The organism is Streptomyces sp. NPDC005706, assembly GCF_040631045.1.
Classification (GTDB): domain Bacteria; phylum Actinomycetota; class Actinomycetes; order Streptomycetales; family Streptomycetaceae; genus Streptomyces.
Genome location: NZ_JBEXYS010000025.1, coordinates 69,018 through 86,924, shown reverse-complemented (window position 1 = coordinate 86,924; position 17,907 = coordinate 69,018). Strand labels below are relative to the sequence as shown.

Here is a 17,907-nt window from a genome sequence, read left to right as displayed (position 1 = left end):
GGCGCATAACCGGCCCACCCCTCACCCGACCGGACCGCTCAGGCACCGCCCGCACGGGGCCGTACCAACCGACGAGGAGACGCCGATGGCACCAGCCATCACGCTTGCCGCGGAGGCACCCAAGTTGTCCGCCGCGAACACAGGCTTCATGCTCATCTGTTCCGCCCTGGTACTGATCATGACCCCGGGCCTGGCCTTCTTCTACGGAGGCATGGTCCGCGTCAAGAGCACCCTGAACATGCTGATGATGAGCTTCATCAGTATGGGCATCATCACCATCCTCTGGGTGCTCTACGGCTTCTCCCTCGCCTTCGGCTCGGGATCCAGCCTGCTCGGATGGAACGCCGACTGGCTCGGCCTCAGCAACATCGGGCTGACGGAGCTCTGGGACGGCTACACGATCCCGGTCTACGTCTTCATGGTCTTCCAGCTGATGTTCGCCATCATCACGCCGGCCCTGATAAGCGGCGCCCTCGCCGACCGCGTCAAGTTCTCGGCCTGGTCGCTGTTCATCGCGCTGTGGGCCACGATCGTCTACGTCCCGGTCGCCCACTGGGTCTGGGGCGCCGACGGCTGGGCCTACAAGCTCGGCGTGATCGACTTCGCCGGCGGTACCGCGGTCCACATCAACGCCGGTGCCGCGGCCCTCGGCGTCATCCTGGTCATCGGCAAGCGGGTCGGCTTCAAGAGGGACCCGATGCGCCCGCACAGCCTCCCGCTGGTGATGCTCGGCGCCGGTCTGCTGTGGTTCGGCTGGTTCGGGTTCAACGCCGGCTCCTGGCTCGGCAACGACGACGGCGTCGGCGCGCTGATGTTCGTGAACACGCAGGTCGCCACCGCCGCCGCCATGCTCGCCTGGCTCGCCTACGAGAAGATCCGCCACGGCGCGTTCACCACCCTGGGCGCCGCCTCCGGCGCGGTCGCCGGCCTGGTCGCGATCACCCCGTCGGGCGGCGCGGTCTCCCCGCTCGGCGCGATCGCCGTCGGCGCCATCGCCGGTGTCGCCTGCGCCGCGGCCGTCGGCCTGAAGTTCAAGTGGGGCTACGACGACTCCCTCGACGTCGTCGGCGTCCACATGGTCGGCGGCATCATCGGCTCACTGCTCATCGGCTTCTTCGCCACCGGCAAGGGCCAGTCCGACGCCACCGGCGTCTTCTACGGCGACCACTCCTTCGACCAGCTGTGGAAGCAGTGCGCCGGCGTCTTCGCGGTCCTCGCCTACTCCCTGGTGGCCTCCGCCGTCCTCGCCTTCCTGATCGACAGGACGATCGGCATGCGAGTCACCGAGGACGAGGAGATCTCCGGCATCGACCAGGCCGAGCACGCCGAGAGCGCCTACGACTTCAGCGGCACCGGCGGCGGTGTCATCGGCTCCTCCGCTCCCGCCTCCGGCCCGGCCGCGGCCGCCAAGCCCTCCAAGAAGGTGGACGCATGAAGCTCATCACCGCCGTCGTCAAGCCGCACCGGCTGGATGAGATCAAGGAGGCCCTTCAGGCCTTCGGCGTCCACGGACTGACGGTCACCGAGGCCAGCGGTTACGGTCGTCAGCGAGGCCACACCGAGGTCTACCGCGGTGCCGAGTACACGGTCGACCTGGTTCCGAAGATCCGTATCGAGGTACTGGCCGAGGACGACGACGCCGAGCAGCTGGTCGAGGTCATCGTCAAGGCGGCCCGCACCGGCAAGATCGGTGACGGCAAGGTCTGGTCGCTGCCGGTGGAGACGGCCGTACGGGTCCGCACCGGCGAGCGCGGCCCGGACGCGCTCTGACACGACGCGAGGACAGGAGTGGCTGGGTGACGGGTACGGATGTGCGAAAAGAGACGGACGACTCGGGACCCGGCGGCTACGCGGCGGCCCGGCTGCGCCTCCTCACCGAGGAGGCGCGGTCCGGGCCGCCGCGCCGTTCCGCGCTCGCCGAGCTGACCGACGACTGGCTCTCCGGCCTCTTCACGGCCGCGGCCGGGGAACTCGGAGGTGTCTCGCTCGTCGCCGTCGGCGGCTACGGCCGCGGGGAACTGTCCCCGCGCAGCGACCTCGACCTCGTGCTGCTCCACGACGGCGGTGATCCCGGCGCGATCGCCGCCCTGGCCGACCGCCTCTGGTACCCGGTCTGGGACCTCGGCCTCGCCCTCGACCACTCGGTGCGCACGCCGGCCGAGGCCCGCCGAACGGCCGGTGAGGACCTGAAGGTCCAGCTCGGCCTGCTGGACGCCCGGCACCTCGCCGGCGACCTCGGCCTCACCGCCGCACTGCGCACCGCCGTCTTGGCCGACTGGCGCAACCAGGCCCCCAAACGCCTCCCCGAGCTGCAGGAACTCTGCGCCGAGCGCGCCGAACGGCAGGGCGAGCTGCAGTACCTGCTGGAACCCGATCTCAAGGAGGCCCACGGCGGCCTCCGGGACGCCACCGCCCTGCGCGCCGTGGCCGCCTCCTGGCTCGCCGACGCCCCGCGCGAGGGCCTCGCGGACGCCCGCCGGCGTCTGCTCGACGTCCGGGACGCCCTGCACCTGGCCACCGGCCGCGCCACCGACCGGCTCGCACTCCAGGAGCAGGACCAGGTCGCGGCCGGACTCGGCCTGCTGGACGCCGACACCCTGCTGCGCCAGGTGTACGAGGCGGCGCGGGTCATCTCGTACGCCAGCGACGTCACCTGGCGCGAGGTGGGGCGCGTGCTGCGCTCGCGCGCCGTCCGCCCGCGCCTGCGCGCCATGCTGGGCGGCGGGAAACCGGTCACCGAGCGGTCGCCGCTGGCCGAGGGCGTGGTCGAACAGGACGGCGAGGTGGTGCTCGCCCGCGCCGCCCGCCCCGAACGCGACCCCGTACTGCCGCTGCGCGCCGCGGCCGCCGCGGCCCAGGCCGGCCTTCCGCTCTCCCTGCACGCCGTACGGCGCATGGCCGCCACCACACGCCCGCTGCCCACGCCCTGGCCCGCCGAGGCCCGCGAGCAACTGGTCACGCTGCTCGGCTCCGGCCGCCCGACCATCGACGTCTGGGAGGCGCTGGAGGCGGAAGGCCTGATCAGCCGGCTCCTGCCCGACTGGGACCGGGTCCGCTGCCGGCCCCAGCGCAACGCAGTCCACATCTGGACCGTGGACCGGCACCTGATCGAGACCGCGGTCCGCGCCTCCGAGCTGACCCGCCGCGTCAGCCGCCCCGACCTGCTCCTCGTCTCCGCGCTGCTGCACGACATCGGCAAGGGCTGGCCCGGCGACCACTCCGTGGCCGGCGAGATCATCGCCAAGGACGTGGCCGCGCGGATCGGTTTCGACCGCGCCGACGTCACCGTGCTCTCCACGCTCGTCCGGCACCATCTGCTGCTGATCGAGACGGCCACCCGGCGTGACCTGGACGACCCCGCCACCGTCCACTCGGTCGCCGAGGCCGTCGGCAGCCAGAGCACCCTGGAACTGCTGCACGCCCTCACCGAGGCCGACGCGCTCGCTACCGGCCCCGCCGCCTGGTCCACCTGGCGCGGCTCCCTCGTCGCCGACCTGGTGCGCCGCGTGGCCGCCGTCCTGGCCGGCGACACGGCCGAGGAACCCGAGCCCGCCGCGCCCACCGCCGAGCAGGAACGCCTCGCCATCGAGGCCTTCCGCACCGGCAGTCCCGTCCTAGCGCTGCGCGCGCAGCCCGAACCGGCACCCGTGGAGGAGGCCCCGGGCGAACCCGAACCGCTCGGCGTCGAGCTGCTCATCGCGGTACCGGACCAGCCGGGCGTGCTGCCGGCGGTCGCCGGTGTCCTCGCCGTGCACCGGTTGACCGTCCGCACGGCCGGGCTGCGCGCCCTGCGCCTGCCCCACGACGTCGAAGACGCCTCGGTCCTGCTGCTGAACTGGCGGGTCGCGGCCGAGTACGGCTCCCTGCCGCAGGCCACCCGGCTGCGCGCCGACCTGGTCCGGGCCCTCGACGGCTCCCTCGACATCGCCGGCCGCCTCGCCGAGCGGGACGCGGCCTATCCGCGCCGCCGCGGCCAGGTGGCCCCGCCGCCACGGGTCACGGTGGCCCCGGCGGCCTCCCACCACGCCACGGTGATCGAGGTACGCGCGCAGGACGCCCCCGGCCTGCTGTTCCGGATCGGGATGGCGCTGGAGAAGGCGGCGGTGCGGGTGCGCAGCATGCATGTCAGCACCCTGGGCGCCAACGCGGTCGACGCCTTCTATGTGACGACGGGCACCGGGGCGCCGCTGCCACCGCAGGACGCGGCGTCGACGGCCGAGGTGCTGGAGGAGACGTTGCGCGGATGACGTGAGGTGCCGCTCCCCGTCCGCTGTGTGGGGCGGGCGGGGGATATCGGCTCTCCGGGCGGATATCCTGGAGGGCAGCCCAGAACGCCCCCGACTTCCGAGGACCGACGCCGCCGTGTTCGATACCCTCTCCGACCGCCTCAGTGCGACCTTCAAGAACCTCCGTGGGAAAGGCCGACTGAGCGAAGCGGACATCGACGCCACGGCGCGCGAGATCCGCATCGCACTTCTCGAAGCCGACGTGGCCCTGCCCGTCGTCCGGTCGTTCATCAAGAACGTCAAGGAGCGCGCGCTCGGCGCCGAGGTCTCCAAGGCGCTGAACCCCGCCCAGCAGGTCCTCAAGATCGTCAACGACGAACTGGTGACCATTCTCGGCGGCGAGACCCGCCGACTGCGCTTCGCCAAGCAGCCCCCCACCGTGATCATGCTCGCGGGTCTGCAGGGTGCCGGTAAGACCACCCTCGCGGGCAAGCTCGGCAAGTGGCTCCAGGAGCAGGGCCACTCGCCGCTGCTCGTAGCCGCCGACCTCCAGCGCCCGAACGCCGTGAACCAGCTCAGCGTCGTCGCCGAGCGCGCCGGTGTCGCCGTCTACGCGCCGGAGCCGGGCAACGGTGTCGGCGACCCGGTCAAGGTCGCCAAGGACTCCATCGAGCACGCGCGGACCAAGGTCCACGACATCGTGATCGTGGACACCGCCGGCCGTCTGGGTATCGACCAGGAGATGATGCAGCAGGCCGCGGACATCCGCGACGCCGTCTCCCCGGACGAGATCCTGTTCGTCGTCGACGCGATGATCGGCCAGGACGCCGTCAACACCGCCGAGGCCTTCAGCGCCGGCGTCGGCTTCGACGGCGTGGTGCTCTCCAAGCTCGACGGTGACGCCCGCGGTGGTGCCGCCCTGTCGATCCGCCAGATCACCGGCAAGCCGATCATGTTCGCGTCGAACGGCGAGAAGCTCGACGACTTCGACGCGTTCCACCCGGACCGGATGGCCTCCCGCATCCTCGACCTGGGTGACCTGCTCACCCTGATCGAGCAGGCGGAGAAGACCTTCAGCCAGGAAGAGGCCGCCAAGATGGCCTCGAAGCTGGCGTCCAAGAAGGGCCAGGACTTCACCCTGGACGACTTCCTGGCCCAGATGGAGCAGGTCAGGAAGATGGGCTCCATCTCCAAGCTGCTCGGCATGCTCCCGGGCATGGGCCAGATCAAGGACCAGATCAACAACCTGGACGAGCGGGACGTCGACCGCACCGCCGCGATCATCAAGTCGATGACCCCGGTCGAGCGCCAGGACCCGACGATCATCAACGGCTCCCGTCGCGCCCGTATCGCCAAGGGTTCCGGTGTCGACGTCAGCGCGGTGAAGAACCTCGTCGAGCGGTTCTTCGAGGCCCGCAAGATGATGTCCCGCATGGCACAGGGCGGCGGTATGCCCGGCATGCCGGGGATCCCGGGCATGGGCGGTGGCCCCGGCCGGACCAAGAAGCAGCCGAAGAAGGCCAAGGGCAAGCAGCGCTCCGGCAACCCGATGAAGCGCAAGCAGCAGGAGCAGGAGGAGGCGGCCCGGCGCGCCGCGGCCGCCGAGGGCGGCGCCTTCGGGCTGCCGCAGCAGGGCGGCCAGGAGTTCGAGCTGCCGGACGAGTTCAAGAAGTTCATGGGCTGACGCCCGCGGTACGGCGCTGAGGGCGCCCCCCTGAACCGGGGGGCGCCCTCAGCGCATGCCGAGGCAGGCGTGGTGCCGTAACGTCCAGGTATGAGCAATGCGGCGCCACCCCGCAAGGCCCCTGACCAGCCGTGGCGCGCCGAGGGCACTCCGGACGAGACGCCCCGGCGGTCCGGCGGCGGACTGCGCGGCGGCAAGTGGTGGGGCCTGCTCGTCACCGCGGTGATCGTCTTCCTGCTGGCGTACGTCGGCCTCAACTACCTGGGCCGGGGAAACGAGCCGACGATCTCCTACACGGAGTTCAGCCGGGAGGTCGGCGCCGGCAATGTCGCCAAGATCTACTCCAAGGGCGACGCGATCCAGGGCCAGCTCAAGAGCCCCCGGGCCAACCCCGACGGCGGCGGCGACTACACCAAGTTCCGGACGCAGCGGCCCGCCTTCGCCGACGACAAGCTGTGGCAGAACCTGAGCAGCCACGGCGTCACCGTGACGGCCCGCCCGGTCGTACAGGAGCGCGGGCTCCTGTCCAACCTGCTGATCTCCCTGATCCCGATCGTGCTGCTGGCCGCCGTGTGGATCTTCATCGCCCGGCGGGTCGGCTCCGGACTGGGCGGCGCGGGCGGCATGTTCGGACGCAAGGCGCCGCCCAGACCGGTCGAGCTGCGGCCCGGCACCGGGCGCACCACCTTCGCCGACGTGGCCGGCATCGACGAGGTCAAGGGCGAGCTGGACGACGTCGTCGACTTCCTCAAGTACCCCGACACCTACCGCCGGATGGGCGCCAAGCTGCCCCGCGGGGTCCTGCTCGCCGGATCCCCGGGCACCGGCAAGACCCTGCTCGCGCGCGCGGTCGCGGGCGAGGCCGGCGTGCCGTTCTTCTCGGCCTCGGCGTCCGAGTTCATCGAGATGATCGTCGGTGTCGGCGCGTCCCGGGTCCGTGAGCTGTTCGCCGAGGCCCGCAAGGTGGCGCCGTCGATCATCTTCATCGACGAGATCGACACCATCGGACGGGTGCGCGGCGGCGGCGCCTCGATGAGCGGCCACGACGAGCGCGAGCAGACCCTGAACCAGATCCTCACCGAGATGGACGGCTTCTCCGGCTCCGAGGGTGTGATCGTCATCGCGGCGACCAACCGCGCGGACATCCTCGACCCGGCGCTGACCCGGCCCGGCCGTTTCGACCGGGTGGTCAGCGTGTCCCCGCCGGACCGCGGCGGACGCGAGGCGATCCTGCGGATCCACACCCGGGAGATGCCGCTCGCCGGCGATGTGGACCTGGCCCAGCTGGCGCGGGTGACGCCCGGTATGACGGGTGCGGATCTGGCCAATCTCGCCAACGAGGCCGCGCTGCTCGCGGTCAAGGGCAAACAGGAGCAGGTGACGCGGGCGGACCTGTCCGAAGCGCTGGAGAAGGTCCAGCTCGGCGCCGAGCGCACCCTGGTGATGCCCGAGGAGGACCGCCGCCGCACCGCCTACCACGAGAGCGGCCACGCCCTGCTCGGCATGCTCCAGACCGGCGCCGACCCGGTCCGCAAGATCACCATCGTGCCGCGCGGCCGGGCGCTCGGAGTGACCATGTCCACGCCCGAGGTGGAGCGGTACGCGCACTCGGAGGGCTATCTGCGCGGCCGCATCATCGGCGCGCTCGGCGGCATGGCCGCGGAGGAGGTCGTCTACGGAGTCGTCACCACCGGCGCCGAGAGCGACCTCGAGCAGGTCACCAACATCGCGCGCGGGATGGTGGCCCGCTGGGGCATGAGCGAGCGCGTCGGCCGGCTCTCCGCGCTCCCCAGCGACGCCCAGCAGGCGTACGGGCTGTCGGCCGCCCCGCAGACCCTCGACGTGATCGACTCCGAGATGCGCCGCATCGTCGACGAGTGCTACGAGGAGGCCTGCCAGAAGCTGCGCGACCACCGTGGCCGGCTGGACGCGCTGGCACACGCCCTGCTGGAGAACGAGACCCTGGAGGAGGCGGACGCCTACCGGATCGCCGGCATCACCCGCCTGAGCAAGGACACGGCTTAGGGGACAGGACAGGACAGGCCGGCGTACCGGCGGGGGAAGCGCGGCTACGGCACGCGGGCGACCAGATAGCGGAAGACGTTCGGCATCCACACCGTCCCGTCCGCGCGCCGGTACGGATGCAGCGCCTCCGCCAGCTCCTTGTCCACCTGCTTGCGGTCGGTGGCCGCGATCGCCGCGTCGAAGAGTCCGGTCGACAGCAGGCCGCGTACGGCGCTGTCGACATCGGCGTACCCGAACGGGCAGGCCACCCGTCCCGAACCGTCCGGCTTCAGCCCGGCCCGCTGGGCGGCCTCCTCCAGGTCGTCACGGCGGGCCGGCCGCCAGCTGCCCGGGCTGCGCAGCGGATCGGCGAGCTTCGTCGCCACCCGCAGCACCGAGGAGGTGGCGCAGCGCTCCGGCGGGCCCCACCCGGCCAGCACCACGGCCGCCCCGCGCGCGGCCAGCGGCAGCGCGCCCGCGAGCAGGCCGCCCAGGCCCTCGGAGTCACCCGCCAGACAGCCGATCGGCTCGAAGACGGTCATCAGGGTGTACGCGGGTGCCTCCGCGCCGGCCCGGTCGCCCGGTAGATCCTCCACGAGATGCGTGCCCGCGCCCCTGCCCGTTCCTCCGCCGGCACGCGCGCGCGTGCCGCGCGCCGCGTCCGGTGACAGGCGCTCGCGCGCGAGGGTTAGCAGTTCCCGGCAGGAGTCGACGCCGGTCACGGCGGCCCCTCTGGAGGACGCCATCAGCAGGGCGAGACCGGAGCCGCAGTGCAGGCCCAGCAGCCGTGTCGCCGGACCCACCTCGAGCCGCTCGTAGACGGCCTCGTAGAGCGGGACCAGCATGCGCTCCTGGATCTCGGACCAGTCACGCGCGCGTGCGCACGGGTTCACGCCGGGTGGTACGGAACCCGGGTGGGACAAGTGCTCCCGCACGAGCGTAGGTGTCATAGGTAAGCGCCCCAATCCGCCGACAGTTCGTCGCAGTGCCCGATTGCGAGGCCCCCGTGCCGATCGCTCGCACCCTCCACCGTCAGGTAACTCCCGGCTCGCGAAGCCGTCCAGGGGTCGTGGGGCCCTGCTTGGGGGCTGAGCGCACAAGTGGCGAGATTTCACATCCCCGCAACCCCGGCGACCGTACGGTGTCCGCTCCCGCGAGGGACGGGCCGGTGACGAGGGGCGCGGAGCCACCCGGTAACGTCACGATCGGCGCGGACGCAGACAGAGGTGACGGCCTCACGCGAGAGCGACCGAAACGCGCCTTGCGCAACCGCGGCCCACCGCCACAGCACCGCTTACACGCCGCGTCGTACGTCGGACTACGCACCGGCTTGGTATGAGCTGTGAGGCTTCTCCGCAGATCAGCGCACCCGCCCTCGTCAGGACGCATCAGAGGCAACTGACGGGTAAGTGCAAATTATTTGGGATGCCCCGGAATAGGAACACAGTGGCACCCACGCTCGTTGTCATTACGTGAGCACGACACAGACACCACCTGTTCTCGCCGCAGAGCTGGCAGAGGCGTGGGCCGACATTCAGCGGTACCACCCCGAACTGCCCGACCTTGCCGCGCCAGAGTCCCTGATCGGGGAGTCGTCGTCCGCGTGCGGTCACGAACTCTCCTTCGAGCGCCTGCTCCACGAGGCCGTCCACGGCATCGCCGCCGCCCGCGGTGTCCGCGACACCTCCCGCGCCGGCCGCTACCACAACCGCCGCTTCCTCGCGATCGCCGAGGAACTGGGCCTGGACCACCCCGAGGAGCCGCATCCCAGCAGCGGCTTCTCGCTGGTCACGCTCAATCCCGAGGCGAAGCGGCGCTACCGTCCGACCATCGAGCGCCTCCAGCGCGCCCTGAAGGCCCACACGGCGGCCACCTCCGCCGACACCTCCCGCACCTTCCGCGGCCCGGCCGCCCGTCACGGCTCCTCGGGCGGCGGCGTCCGTGTCAAGGCGGTCTGCGACTGCGGCCGCAACGTCCGGGTGGTGCCCTCGGTCCTGGCCCAGGCCCCCATCATGTGCGGTGGCTGCGGCAAGCCGTTCCGGATCCCGGAGGTCGTGGGAGTGGCGTAGCGGCGAGCCGCGAGTACCGGCATCTCGTGGGTGCCGGAAGCGGGCTCGTCCCCGCGCGGCTGCCGACGGCACCTCGCGGCGCCGAGCGGCGCACCCGACGTGGCCTCACCCCCGCGCCGGGTGCCGCTCGGGCATGCCCGGGATCACCCCGTACCCCGTGGCGGAGTGCGACCCGATCGGTATGGCACAATGTCTAGCTGTACTCGACAGTCGCACAGGACCCCTCTCTCCTCCGGCTGACGCGTCCATCGGGCACTCGGGTACCGCAACCCCACGCGGCTGTTCGCCGTGCCCAACCACGTCAAAATCAGGAGAGTCCACTCCCGTGGCAGTCAAGATCAAGCTGAAGCGTCTGGGCAAGATCCGTTCGCCTCACTACCGCATCGTCGTCGCCGACTCCCGTACCCGCCGTGACGGCCGGGCCATCGAGGAGATCGGCAAGTACCACCCGACCTACAACCCGTCGGTCATCGAGGTGGACGCCGAGCGTGTGGCGTACTGGCTGGGTGTCGGCGCTCAGCCGACCGAGCCCGTTCTCGCCATCCTGAAGAAGACCGGCGACTGGCAGAAGTTCAAGGGCGAGCCGGCTCCCGCGCCGCTGCTCGTCGCCGAGCCGAAGTCCACGCGTCCGTCGTTCGAGGCTCTCGGCGGTGACGACGAGGGCAAGGGTGAGGCCATCACCCAGAAGAAGAAGGCTGAGAAGAAGGACGAGGCCGCTGCCGAGTCCGAGTCGACCGAGGCCTGAGCACCATGCTCGAAGAGGCGCTTGAGCACCTCGTGAAGGGCATCGTCGACAACCCTGACGATGTGCAGGTCGCCTCGCGTGACCTGCGCCGCGGGCGCGTGCTGGAGGTCCGGGTCCACCCCGACGACCTCGGCAAGGTGATCGGCCGCAACGGCCGTACCGCGCGCGCTCTGCGCACCGTCGTGGGTGCCATCGGCGGTCGCGGTGTCCGCGTCGACCTCGTCGACATGGACCACGTCCGCTGACGCTTATCGCAGCACCGGCTCGGGCCGGGGAGGGCCACTGGGCCGTCCCCGGCCCGTAGTCGTATGACAGGAGAGCAAGCACAGTGCAGCTGGTAGTCGCACGGATCGGACGCGCCCACGGCATCAAGGGCGAGGTCACCGTCGAGGTACGTACCGACGAGCCGGAGCTGCGGCTCGGTCCGGGAGCCGTTCTGGCCACCGACCCGGCCTCCGCCGGACCGCTCACCATCGCCACCGGCCGGGTGCACAGCGGCCGCCTCCTGCTGCGCTTCGAGGGCGTCGGCGACCGCACCGCCGCCGAGGCCCTGCGCAACACCCTGCTGATCGCCGAGATCGACCCCGAGGAACTGCCCGAGGGTGAGGACGAGTACTACGACCATCAGCTCATGGACCTCGACGTGGTCACCGAGGACGGTACGGAGGTCGGCCGGATCACCGAGATCTCGCACCTGCCCTCCCAGGACCTGTTCATCGTCGAGCGCCCGGACGGCAGCGAGGTGATGATCCCCTTCGTGGAGGAGATCGTGACCGAGATCGACCTCGAGGAGCAGAAGGCCGTCATCGCGCCCCCGCCCGGCCTGATCGACGACGCCGCCGAGATCGCCTCCTCCCGGGAGGAGGACGCATGAGGCTCGACGTCGTCACGATCTTCCCCGAGTACCTCGAGCCGCTGAACGTCTCCCTCGTCGGCAAGGCACGCGCGCGCGGGCAACTCGACGTCCACGTGCACGACCTGCGCGCGTGGACGTACGACCGGCACAACACGGTCGACGACACCCCCTACGGCGGCGGCCCCGGCATGGTCATGAAGACCGGGCCCTGGGGCGACGCGCTCGACACGGTGCTCGCCGACGGCTACGAGACCGGCGCCCGGACCCCCGCGCTGATCGTGCCCACCCCCAGTGGCCGTCCCTTCACCCAGGAACTGGCGGTCGAACTCTCCGAGTGCCCCTGGCTGATCTTCACACCGGCCCGCTACGAGGGCATCGACCGGCGCGTCATGGACGAGTACGCGACCCGGATGCCCGTCCACGAGGTCTCCATCGGCGACTACGTGCTCGCCGGCGGCGAGGCGGCCGTCCTGGTCGTCACCGAGGCCGTGGCGCGGCTGCTGCCCGGCGTCCTCGGCAACGCCGAGTCCCACCGGGACGACTCCTTCGCGCCCGGCGCGATGGCCGGCCTGCTGGAAGGCCCCGTCTACACCAAGCCGCCCGTCTGGCGCGGCCGGGACATCCCCGAGACGCTGCTCAGCGGCCACCACGGCCGGATCGCCCGCTGGCGCCGCGACGAGGCCCTGCGGCGCACCACGGCCCACCGGCCCGACCTGATCGAGCGCTGCGACCCCAAGGCCTTCGACAAGAAGGACCGGGAGATGCTCTCCATCCTGGGCTGGCAACCGGACCCGCAGGGGGAGCCGTACGGCCGGTTTTGGCGCCGAGCCGACGGCATGGAACAATAGGCCGCTGTTGTGCGTCCGTCCGGCGTGCGCCCCTGCCACAGGGGGACACGACGCCCGCACCGACTCGCACGGCAGTCCTCATGGAAACCTAGTTCCCGTTGATGACCTGTGGCATCAGCGAAGAAAGCAGACGAAATGTCTCACCTGCTCGACACCGTCGACGCCGCGTCGCTGCGCAGCGACGTCCCCGCCTTCCGCCCGGGTGACACCGTCAACGTCCACGTCCGCGTCATCGAGGGCAACCGCTCCCGTGTGCAGCAGTTCAAGGGCGTTGTGATCCGTCGCCAGGGCTCCGGTGTCCGCGAGACCTTCACGGTCCGCAAGGTCTCGTTCTCCGTCGGCGTCGAGCGCACCTTCCCGGTGCACACCCCGATCGTCGAGAAGATCGAGCTGGTCACCCGTGGTGACGTGCGCCGCGCCAAGCTGTACTACCTCCGTGAGCTGCGCGGCAAGGCCGCGAAGATCAAGGAGAAGCGCGAGAACTGAGCGCTTTTCCTTCGGTCGCATCGGGGCGGATAGCATCTGGCTCCGATGGACACCGAAGCACAGCCGACGCGACGCGACCGCTCCTCCCGACCCGGTACCACGGGGACGGAGGGACGGTCGCGTTTCGCGTTGGTGTCGCGGATCGCCGCATGGCTGCCGGGCGGCCGGATCACCCTCACCCTCTTCGTCTGCCTGGCGTTCCTGCTTCTCCTCAACGCCTTCGTGGCGCGGCCGTTCCAGATCCCGAGCGGATCCATGGAACAGGGATTGAGGATCGGTGACCGCGTCCTCGTAAATAAGTTGGCGTACCGTTTCGGTGCCCAGCCGCTCCGCGGTGACGTGGTTGTCTTCGACGGAACCGGGTATTTCGGGGACGCCGACTACATCAAGCGCGTTGTAGGGGTAGGGGAAGACCATGTGGTCTGCTGCGACAAGGAGGGGAGGCTCGAGGTGAACGGCCGGCCGGTCGACGAGACGGCGTTCCTCCATCCCGGGGACAGCCCGTCCAGCGTCCCCTTCGACGTCGTCGTGCCCGCGGACCGCCTGTTCGTCCTCGGGGACCACCGCAGTCGCTCCAGCGACTCCCGCGACCACCTGGGCTCGCCCGGCGGCGGCATGATCCCGGTGGACGACGTCATCGGCCGGGCCGACTGGGTCGCCTGGCCGTACGGTCACTGGCGGCACCTGACGCGGCCGTCGGCCTACGCGCGCGTGCCCGCGGCCACCTCCGCGGAGGACGCGCATGGGTAACCGGGGCAAGCCGCGCGGAGCGCCGGCCGGCGCCGCCGAGAGCCTGCTGCCCACCGGGACCCGCCGCACCGGCTCCGGAACGGGCGGTGGCCGCACGCGCGCGGAGCGGCGCCAGCTCCAGCGCAAGGTGAAGCGCAAGCGCAGGCGGTCAGCCGTTCGGGAGATCCCCCTTCTGGTCGGTGTCGCGGTGCTCATAGCCCTTGTCCTGAAGACGTTCCTCGTGCAGGCGTTCGTGATCCCGTCCGGCTCCATGGAGCAGACGATCCGGATCGGCGACCGTGTCCTGGTCGACAAGCTCACTCCGTGGTTCGGCTCCGAGCCGCAGCGCGGGGACGTCGTCGTCTTCCACGACCCGGGCGGCTGGCTGGCCGACGAGCAGACCACCCAGAAGAAGGACGACCCGGTGGTCGTCAAGCAGTTCAAGGAAGGCCTCACCTTCATCGGCCTGCTGCCCTCCGACAACGAGAAGGACCTGATCAAGCGGGTCATCGGGGTCGGCGGGGACCACGTCAAGTGCTGTGACGCGCAGGGCCGGGTCACCGTCAACGGAAGTCCGCTGAGCGAGACCGGCTATCTGAATCCGGGCAGCGCCCCCTCCGTCACCCCCTTCGACATCACCGTGCCGCAGGGACGCCTGTGGGTGATGGGCGACCACCGCGACAACTCCGCCGACTCCCGCGCGCACCAGAACACGCCGTACGGCGGCACGGTCTCCGAGGACTCGGTGGTGGGCCGGGCCATGGTGATCGGCTGGCCCGTCGGCCACTGGACCAGCCTCGACGAACCTAAAACCTTTGCAAGCGTTGCCGACTCCGTGTCGGGGTCGACCGCGTCCCCTCCGCTGTCGCATAGGGTTGCCTCCGGCGATCCGAACGGAACGACCCGCCTCCCGACCCCTGCGGAACTCCCGCTCGTTATGGGAGTGGTGGGCCTGCACCGTGGATGGCGCAGGCGGCGGCAGAGAGTAAGGAGTTGGCGTGGGGGATGTGGCGGTTGGCGCACGGTCGGGACACGACGGCGAGGAGCACCGCGGGCACCCCGTGGAGTCGAACGCCCCCGCTCCGAACGGCGCCGTGACGTCCGGGAACTCCGACTTCTCGGCGTCCGACGACGGCGGGCCGGAGGAGCACCGGCACCAGAGCGACGGCGAGGGTACGGACGGGACGGCGAACCGGCCGAAGAAGCCGCGCTCCTTCTGGAAGGAGCTGCCGATCCTGATCGGCATCGCGCTGGTCCTGGCGCTGCTGATCAAGACGTTCCTGGTGCAGGCGTTCTCGATCCCCTCGGACTCGATGCAGAACACCCTCCAGCAGGGTGACCGCGTCCTGGTCGACAAGCTCACCCCGTGGTTCGGCTCCGAGCCCGAGCGCGGCGAGGTCGTCGTCTTCCACGACCCGGACAACTGGCTGGCGGGTGAGCCGGCGCCCAACCCGAACCCGGTGCAGAAGGTCCTGAGCTGGATCGGCCTGATGCCGTCCGCCGAGGAGAAAGACCTGATCAAGCGGGTGATCGGGGTCGGTGGCGACACGGTCGAGTGCAACAAGACCGGCCCGCTGACGGTCAACGGCAAGGCGCTGAACGAGCCGTACGTCTACCCCGGCAACACGCCGTGCAGCCTGGACGACCAGGGCGGCCAGTTCAAGGTGAAGGTCCCCCAGGGGTACATCTGGGTGATGGGCGACCACCGCCAGAACTCCCGTGACTCCCGCTACAACCAGTCCGACAGCCACCACGGCATGGTTCCCGTCGACAAGGTCGTCGGCCGCGCCATCGTGCGCGCCTGGCCCATCAACCGCTGGGGCACGCTGCCGGTGCCGGACACCTTCGACCAGCCCGGCCTCGGTCAGCAGTCCTCCGCGGCCGCTTCCCTGACCGTGGCGCCGCAGGGCGTGGCGCTGGCGGCCGTGCTGCCGGTGGCGGTCTGGCGGCGCGGGCAGGCGGACCGGCTGCGGACCGGCGTCCAGGCCACGGCGGCCGCCGGAAAGCGCTGAGCCTGCCGGCCGTGCGCGTGGGGCCCCTCTGTGAAGCTCCGGGAAAGCTGTTCCCAGGGTCCTGAAAGAGGGGCTGCCCCCGTTCGGTACCGGCAGGTAGGGTGCGGGTCCATGAGCGGCGAGAGCACGACGCGTACGGCCCCGCGCACCGCGGGCACAGGCACGGCACGGGCCGGCGGTGGCCGGCTCGGGGAGCGGCTTTCCGGGGTGGCCATGGCGCTGGGTCTGGTGCTGTTCCTCGGCGGCTTCGCCTGGGGAGCGGTGGTCTACCGTCCGTACACCGTGCCGACCAGTTCGATGGCACCGACCATCGACGCCGGTGACCGGGTGCTGGCCCAGCGCGTCGACGGCACCGAGGTGCGGCGCGGCGACGTGGTCGTCTTCCGCGACAAGAGCTGGGTCACCAACGCCAACGTGGTCAAGCGGGTCGTCGCGGTCGGCGGCGACACCGTCTCCTGCTGCACCGACGGCAAGCTCACCGTCAACGGCAAGAAGATCGACGAGCCCTACCTGCCCGCGGGCAGCCCGGCCGAGATCAAGGACATCCCGACCATCACCGTCCCCAAGGGCCGGCTGTTCCTCCTCGGCGACGAACGCCAGGGCTCCCTGGACTCCACCGCCCACCTCACCGACGCCGCCCAGGGCACGGTGGCGCGCGGCGCCGTCTCCGCGCGCGTCGACTCCGTCGTCTGGCCCATGAACGGCATGCTCGAGCGCCCCACCGGATTCGAGGCGCTGGGCGCCCTCTCCCAGCCGGGCCCGCTCCGGACCATCGAGCTGATGATCGTCGGCGGCGCCGTCCTGGTCCTCGGCGGCGGCGTGTGCGGCTCGATCGCCAAGCGGCTCGGCCGCGGGCGCAACCGCCCGGGGCCCGCCGGTGCCCGCTGAGACCACGCGGCCGGGCGAGGACACCTACGAGGGCGGACTGCGCAGGGTGGCCCGGGTGGTCCTGCTCGACCCCGAGGACCGCATCCTGCTGCTGCACGGTCATGAGCCGGACGATCCGGCCGACGACTGGTGGTTCACCCCAGGTGGCGGTCTGGAGGGCGACGAGACGCGCGAAGAGGCCGCGCTGAGGGAACTCGCCGAGGAGACCGGCATCACCGACGTCGTCCTCGGTCCGGTGCTGTGGCGCAGGCGCTGCTCCTTCCCGTTCGCGGGCCGGCGCTGGGACCAGGACGAGTGGTACTACCTGGCCCGCACGAGCCGGACGGACGTCGCGGCCCAGGGCCTGACCGAACTGGAGCGGCGCAGTGTCGCCGGAGCGCGCTGGTGGACGTGCCAGGAACTGACCCGGGCACATGAGACGGTGTATCCGACCAGACTCGCCGGGCTGCTGCGCACGCTGCTCGACGAAGGTCCCCCCGCCAGGCCCGTGACTCTGGACACGGAAATCGTCTGAGGGCTCGTCGGACTGGCGCACAATGGGGGGATCGCACGGCTGAAGGGGAACATGCCATGAGCGCCGAGGACCTCGAGAAGTACGAGACCGAGATGGAGCTGAAGCTCTACCGGGAGTATCGAGATGTCGTCGGTCTGTTCAAATACGTGATCGAGACCGAGCGGCGGTTCTACCTCACCAACGACTACGAGATGCAGGTCCACTCGGTCCAGGGCGAGGTGTTCTTCGAGGTGTCGATGGCGGACGCCTGGGTCTGGGACATGTACCGGCCGGCCCGGTTCGTGAAGCAGGTGCGCGTCCTGACCTTCAAGGACGTGAACATCGAGGAACTGAACAAGAGCGACCTCGAGCTCCCGGGCGGCTGACGGCCCCGGATTCCGTCCTACGGGTGACGGGGTTGTCCACAACCGGCGAGTAGCCCACCAAGATCCACTTCTGTTCGCATGCTGCGTGACCGTGGGTGCCGGAGGTGGTGCCGACATGAGCAGGGCACGCAGTGGACTCGGCAGGTACGGCGAGGATCTGGCCGCACGGCGGCTGACCGAGGCGGGGATGACCATCCTGCGGCGCAACTGGCGCTGCGGTCGTTCCGGCGAGATCGACATCGTGGCCCGGGACGGGAACACGCTGGTCGTCTGCGAGGTGAAGACCCGCAGGGCCGGCGGCTTCCAGCATCCGATGGCCGCCGTCTCGCCCGAGAAGGCGCGACGCCTGCACGGCCTGGCCGAACGCTGGATCCAGGCCCATGGCGGAGCCCCGCCGGGCGGCGTCCGCATCGACATCGTCGGCGTGCTGCTGCCCCGCCGGGGAGCCCCGGCCGTCGAGCACGTGCGCGGGGTGGTCTGA

The 17,907-nt window shown here is 70.9% G+C and carries 18 protein-coding genes and 1 pseudogene; 18 read left to right on the top strand and 1 reads right to left on the bottom strand.

The window, feature by feature from the left end; translation table 11 throughout:
• Positions 1 to 85: 85 nt before the first annotated feature.
• The 5 genes from ABZ478_RS29760 (at position 86) to ftsH (ending at position 7,935) form a co-directional block, all read left to right on the top strand.
• Positions 86 to 1,435, top strand: a complete 1,350-nt coding sequence (locus ABZ478_RS29760) for an ammonium transporter (protein WP_359553982.1) — start codon at positions 86 to 88, stop codon at positions 1,433 to 1,435.
• Positions 1,432 to 1,770, top strand: a complete 339-nt coding sequence (locus tag ABZ478_RS29755; RefSeq protein WP_100828472.1) for a P-II family nitrogen regulator — start codon at positions 1,432 to 1,434, stop codon at positions 1,768 to 1,770. Before ABZ478_RS29760 ends, ABZ478_RS29755 begins: the two co-directional genes overlap by 4 nt.
• Before the next feature lie 26 nt (positions 1,771 to 1,796).
• Positions 1,797 to 4,247 carry a [protein-PII] uridylyltransferase gene (locus ABZ478_RS29750; RefSeq protein ID WP_359553981.1) on the top strand — a complete coding sequence of 817 codons (2,451 nt, stop codon included), beginning with the start codon at positions 1,797 to 1,799 and terminating at the stop codon, positions 4,245 to 4,247.
• A gap of 115 nt (positions 4,248 to 4,362) precedes the next feature.
• Positions 4,363 to 5,910: a signal recognition particle protein gene (gene ffh, locus ABZ478_RS29745; protein WP_359553979.1), complete on the top strand. Its 1,548-nt coding sequence runs from the start codon at positions 4,363 to 4,365 to the stop codon at positions 5,908 to 5,910.
• A 90-nt stretch (positions 5,911 to 6,000) separates the two neighbouring features.
• On the top strand, positions 6,001 to 7,935 hold the full coding sequence (gene ftsH, locus ABZ478_RS29740) for an ATP-dependent zinc metalloprotease FtsH (protein ID WP_359553977.1): 1,935 nt from the start codon (positions 6,001 to 6,003) through the stop codon (positions 7,933 to 7,935).
• Between the two features lie 44 nt (positions 7,936 to 7,979).
• On the opposite strand, the gene ABZ478_RS29735 is transcribed toward ftsH, so the two are convergent.
• Positions 7,980 to 8,864, bottom strand: coding sequence for a class I SAM-dependent methyltransferase (locus ABZ478_RS29735; RefSeq protein WP_359553975.1), 885 nt, complete (start codon positions 8,862 to 8,864; stop codon positions 7,980 to 7,982).
• Between the two features lie 522 nt (positions 8,865 to 9,386).
• Here ABZ478_RS29735 and ABZ478_RS29730 point away from each other — a divergent pair.
• The 13 genes and pseudogenes from ABZ478_RS29730 (at position 9,387) to ABZ478_RS29670 (ending at position 17,907) form a co-directional block, all read left to right on the top strand.
• Positions 9,387 to 9,983: a hypothetical protein gene (locus tag ABZ478_RS29730; protein WP_359553974.1), complete on the top strand. Its 597-nt coding sequence runs from the start codon at positions 9,387 to 9,389 to the stop codon at positions 9,981 to 9,983.
• A gap of 325 nt (positions 9,984 to 10,308) precedes the next feature.
• The gene (gene rpsP, locus ABZ478_RS29725) at positions 10,309 to 10,728 is read left to right on the top strand and encodes a 30S ribosomal protein S16 (protein WP_358936798.1); all 420 of its coding nucleotides are present in this window, start codon (positions 10,309 to 10,311) and stop codon (positions 10,726 to 10,728) included.
• A 5-nt stretch (positions 10,729 to 10,733) separates the two neighbouring features.
• A complete protein-coding gene (locus ABZ478_RS29720; RefSeq protein WP_359553973.1) occupies positions 10,734 to 10,973 on the top strand; it encodes an RNA-binding protein in 240 nt (79 codons plus the stop codon).
• Between the two features lie 83 nt (positions 10,974 to 11,056).
• Positions 11,057 to 11,602, top strand: coding sequence for a ribosome maturation factor RimM (gene rimM / locus ABZ478_RS29715; RefSeq protein ID WP_359553971.1), 546 nt, complete (start codon positions 11,057 to 11,059; stop codon positions 11,600 to 11,602).
• Positions 11,599 to 12,432 carry a tRNA (guanosine(37)-N1)-methyltransferase TrmD gene (gene trmD, locus ABZ478_RS29710; protein ID WP_359553970.1) on the top strand — a complete coding sequence of 278 codons (834 nt, stop codon included), beginning with the start codon at positions 11,599 to 11,601 and terminating at the stop codon, positions 12,430 to 12,432. Before rimM ends, trmD begins: the two co-directional genes overlap by 4 nt.
• A gap of 135 nt (positions 12,433 to 12,567) precedes the next feature.
• Positions 12,568 to 12,918, top strand: coding sequence for a 50S ribosomal protein L19 (gene rplS, locus ABZ478_RS29705; RefSeq protein WP_199212174.1), 351 nt, complete (start codon positions 12,568 to 12,570; stop codon positions 12,916 to 12,918).
• 45 nt (positions 12,919 to 12,963) lie between these two features.
• Complete coding sequence (gene lepB, locus ABZ478_RS29700; RefSeq protein ID WP_359553968.1) at positions 12,964 to 13,668, top strand: signal peptidase I; 705 nt, start codon at positions 12,964 to 12,966, stop codon at positions 13,666 to 13,668.
• Positions 13,661 to 14,755: pseudogene (lepB, locus tag ABZ478_RS29695) on the top strand (signal peptidase I); the annotation flags it as partial. The gene lepB (ABZ478_RS29700) and the pseudogene lepB (ABZ478_RS29695), both read left to right, overlap by 8 nt.
• Positions 14,646 to 15,659 (top strand): signal peptidase I, encoded by a 1,014-nt coding sequence (lepB, locus tag ABZ478_RS29690; RefSeq protein ID WP_359553967.1) that lies wholly within the window; start codon positions 14,646 to 14,648, stop codon positions 15,657 to 15,659. The pseudogene lepB (ABZ478_RS29695) and the gene lepB (ABZ478_RS29690), both read left to right, overlap by 110 nt.
• A gap of 111 nt (positions 15,660 to 15,770) precedes the next feature.
• On the top strand, positions 15,771 to 16,547 hold the full coding sequence (gene lepB / locus ABZ478_RS29685) for a signal peptidase I (protein WP_359553965.1): 777 nt from the start codon (positions 15,771 to 15,773) through the stop codon (positions 16,545 to 16,547).
• A complete protein-coding gene (locus ABZ478_RS29680; protein WP_359553964.1) occupies positions 16,537 to 17,061 on the top strand; it encodes an NUDIX hydrolase in 525 nt (174 codons plus the stop codon). Before lepB (ABZ478_RS29685) ends, ABZ478_RS29680 begins: the two co-directional genes overlap by 11 nt.
• A 56-nt stretch (positions 17,062 to 17,117) precedes the next feature.
• Positions 17,118 to 17,426 (top strand): DUF2469 domain-containing protein, encoded by a 309-nt coding sequence (locus tag ABZ478_RS29675; RefSeq protein ID WP_003965949.1) that lies wholly within the window; start codon positions 17,118 to 17,120, stop codon positions 17,424 to 17,426.
• 85 nt (positions 17,427 to 17,511) lie between these two features.
• Positions 17,512 to 17,907, top strand: coding sequence for a YraN family protein (locus ABZ478_RS29670; protein ID WP_359553962.1), 396 nt, complete (start codon positions 17,512 to 17,514; stop codon positions 17,905 to 17,907).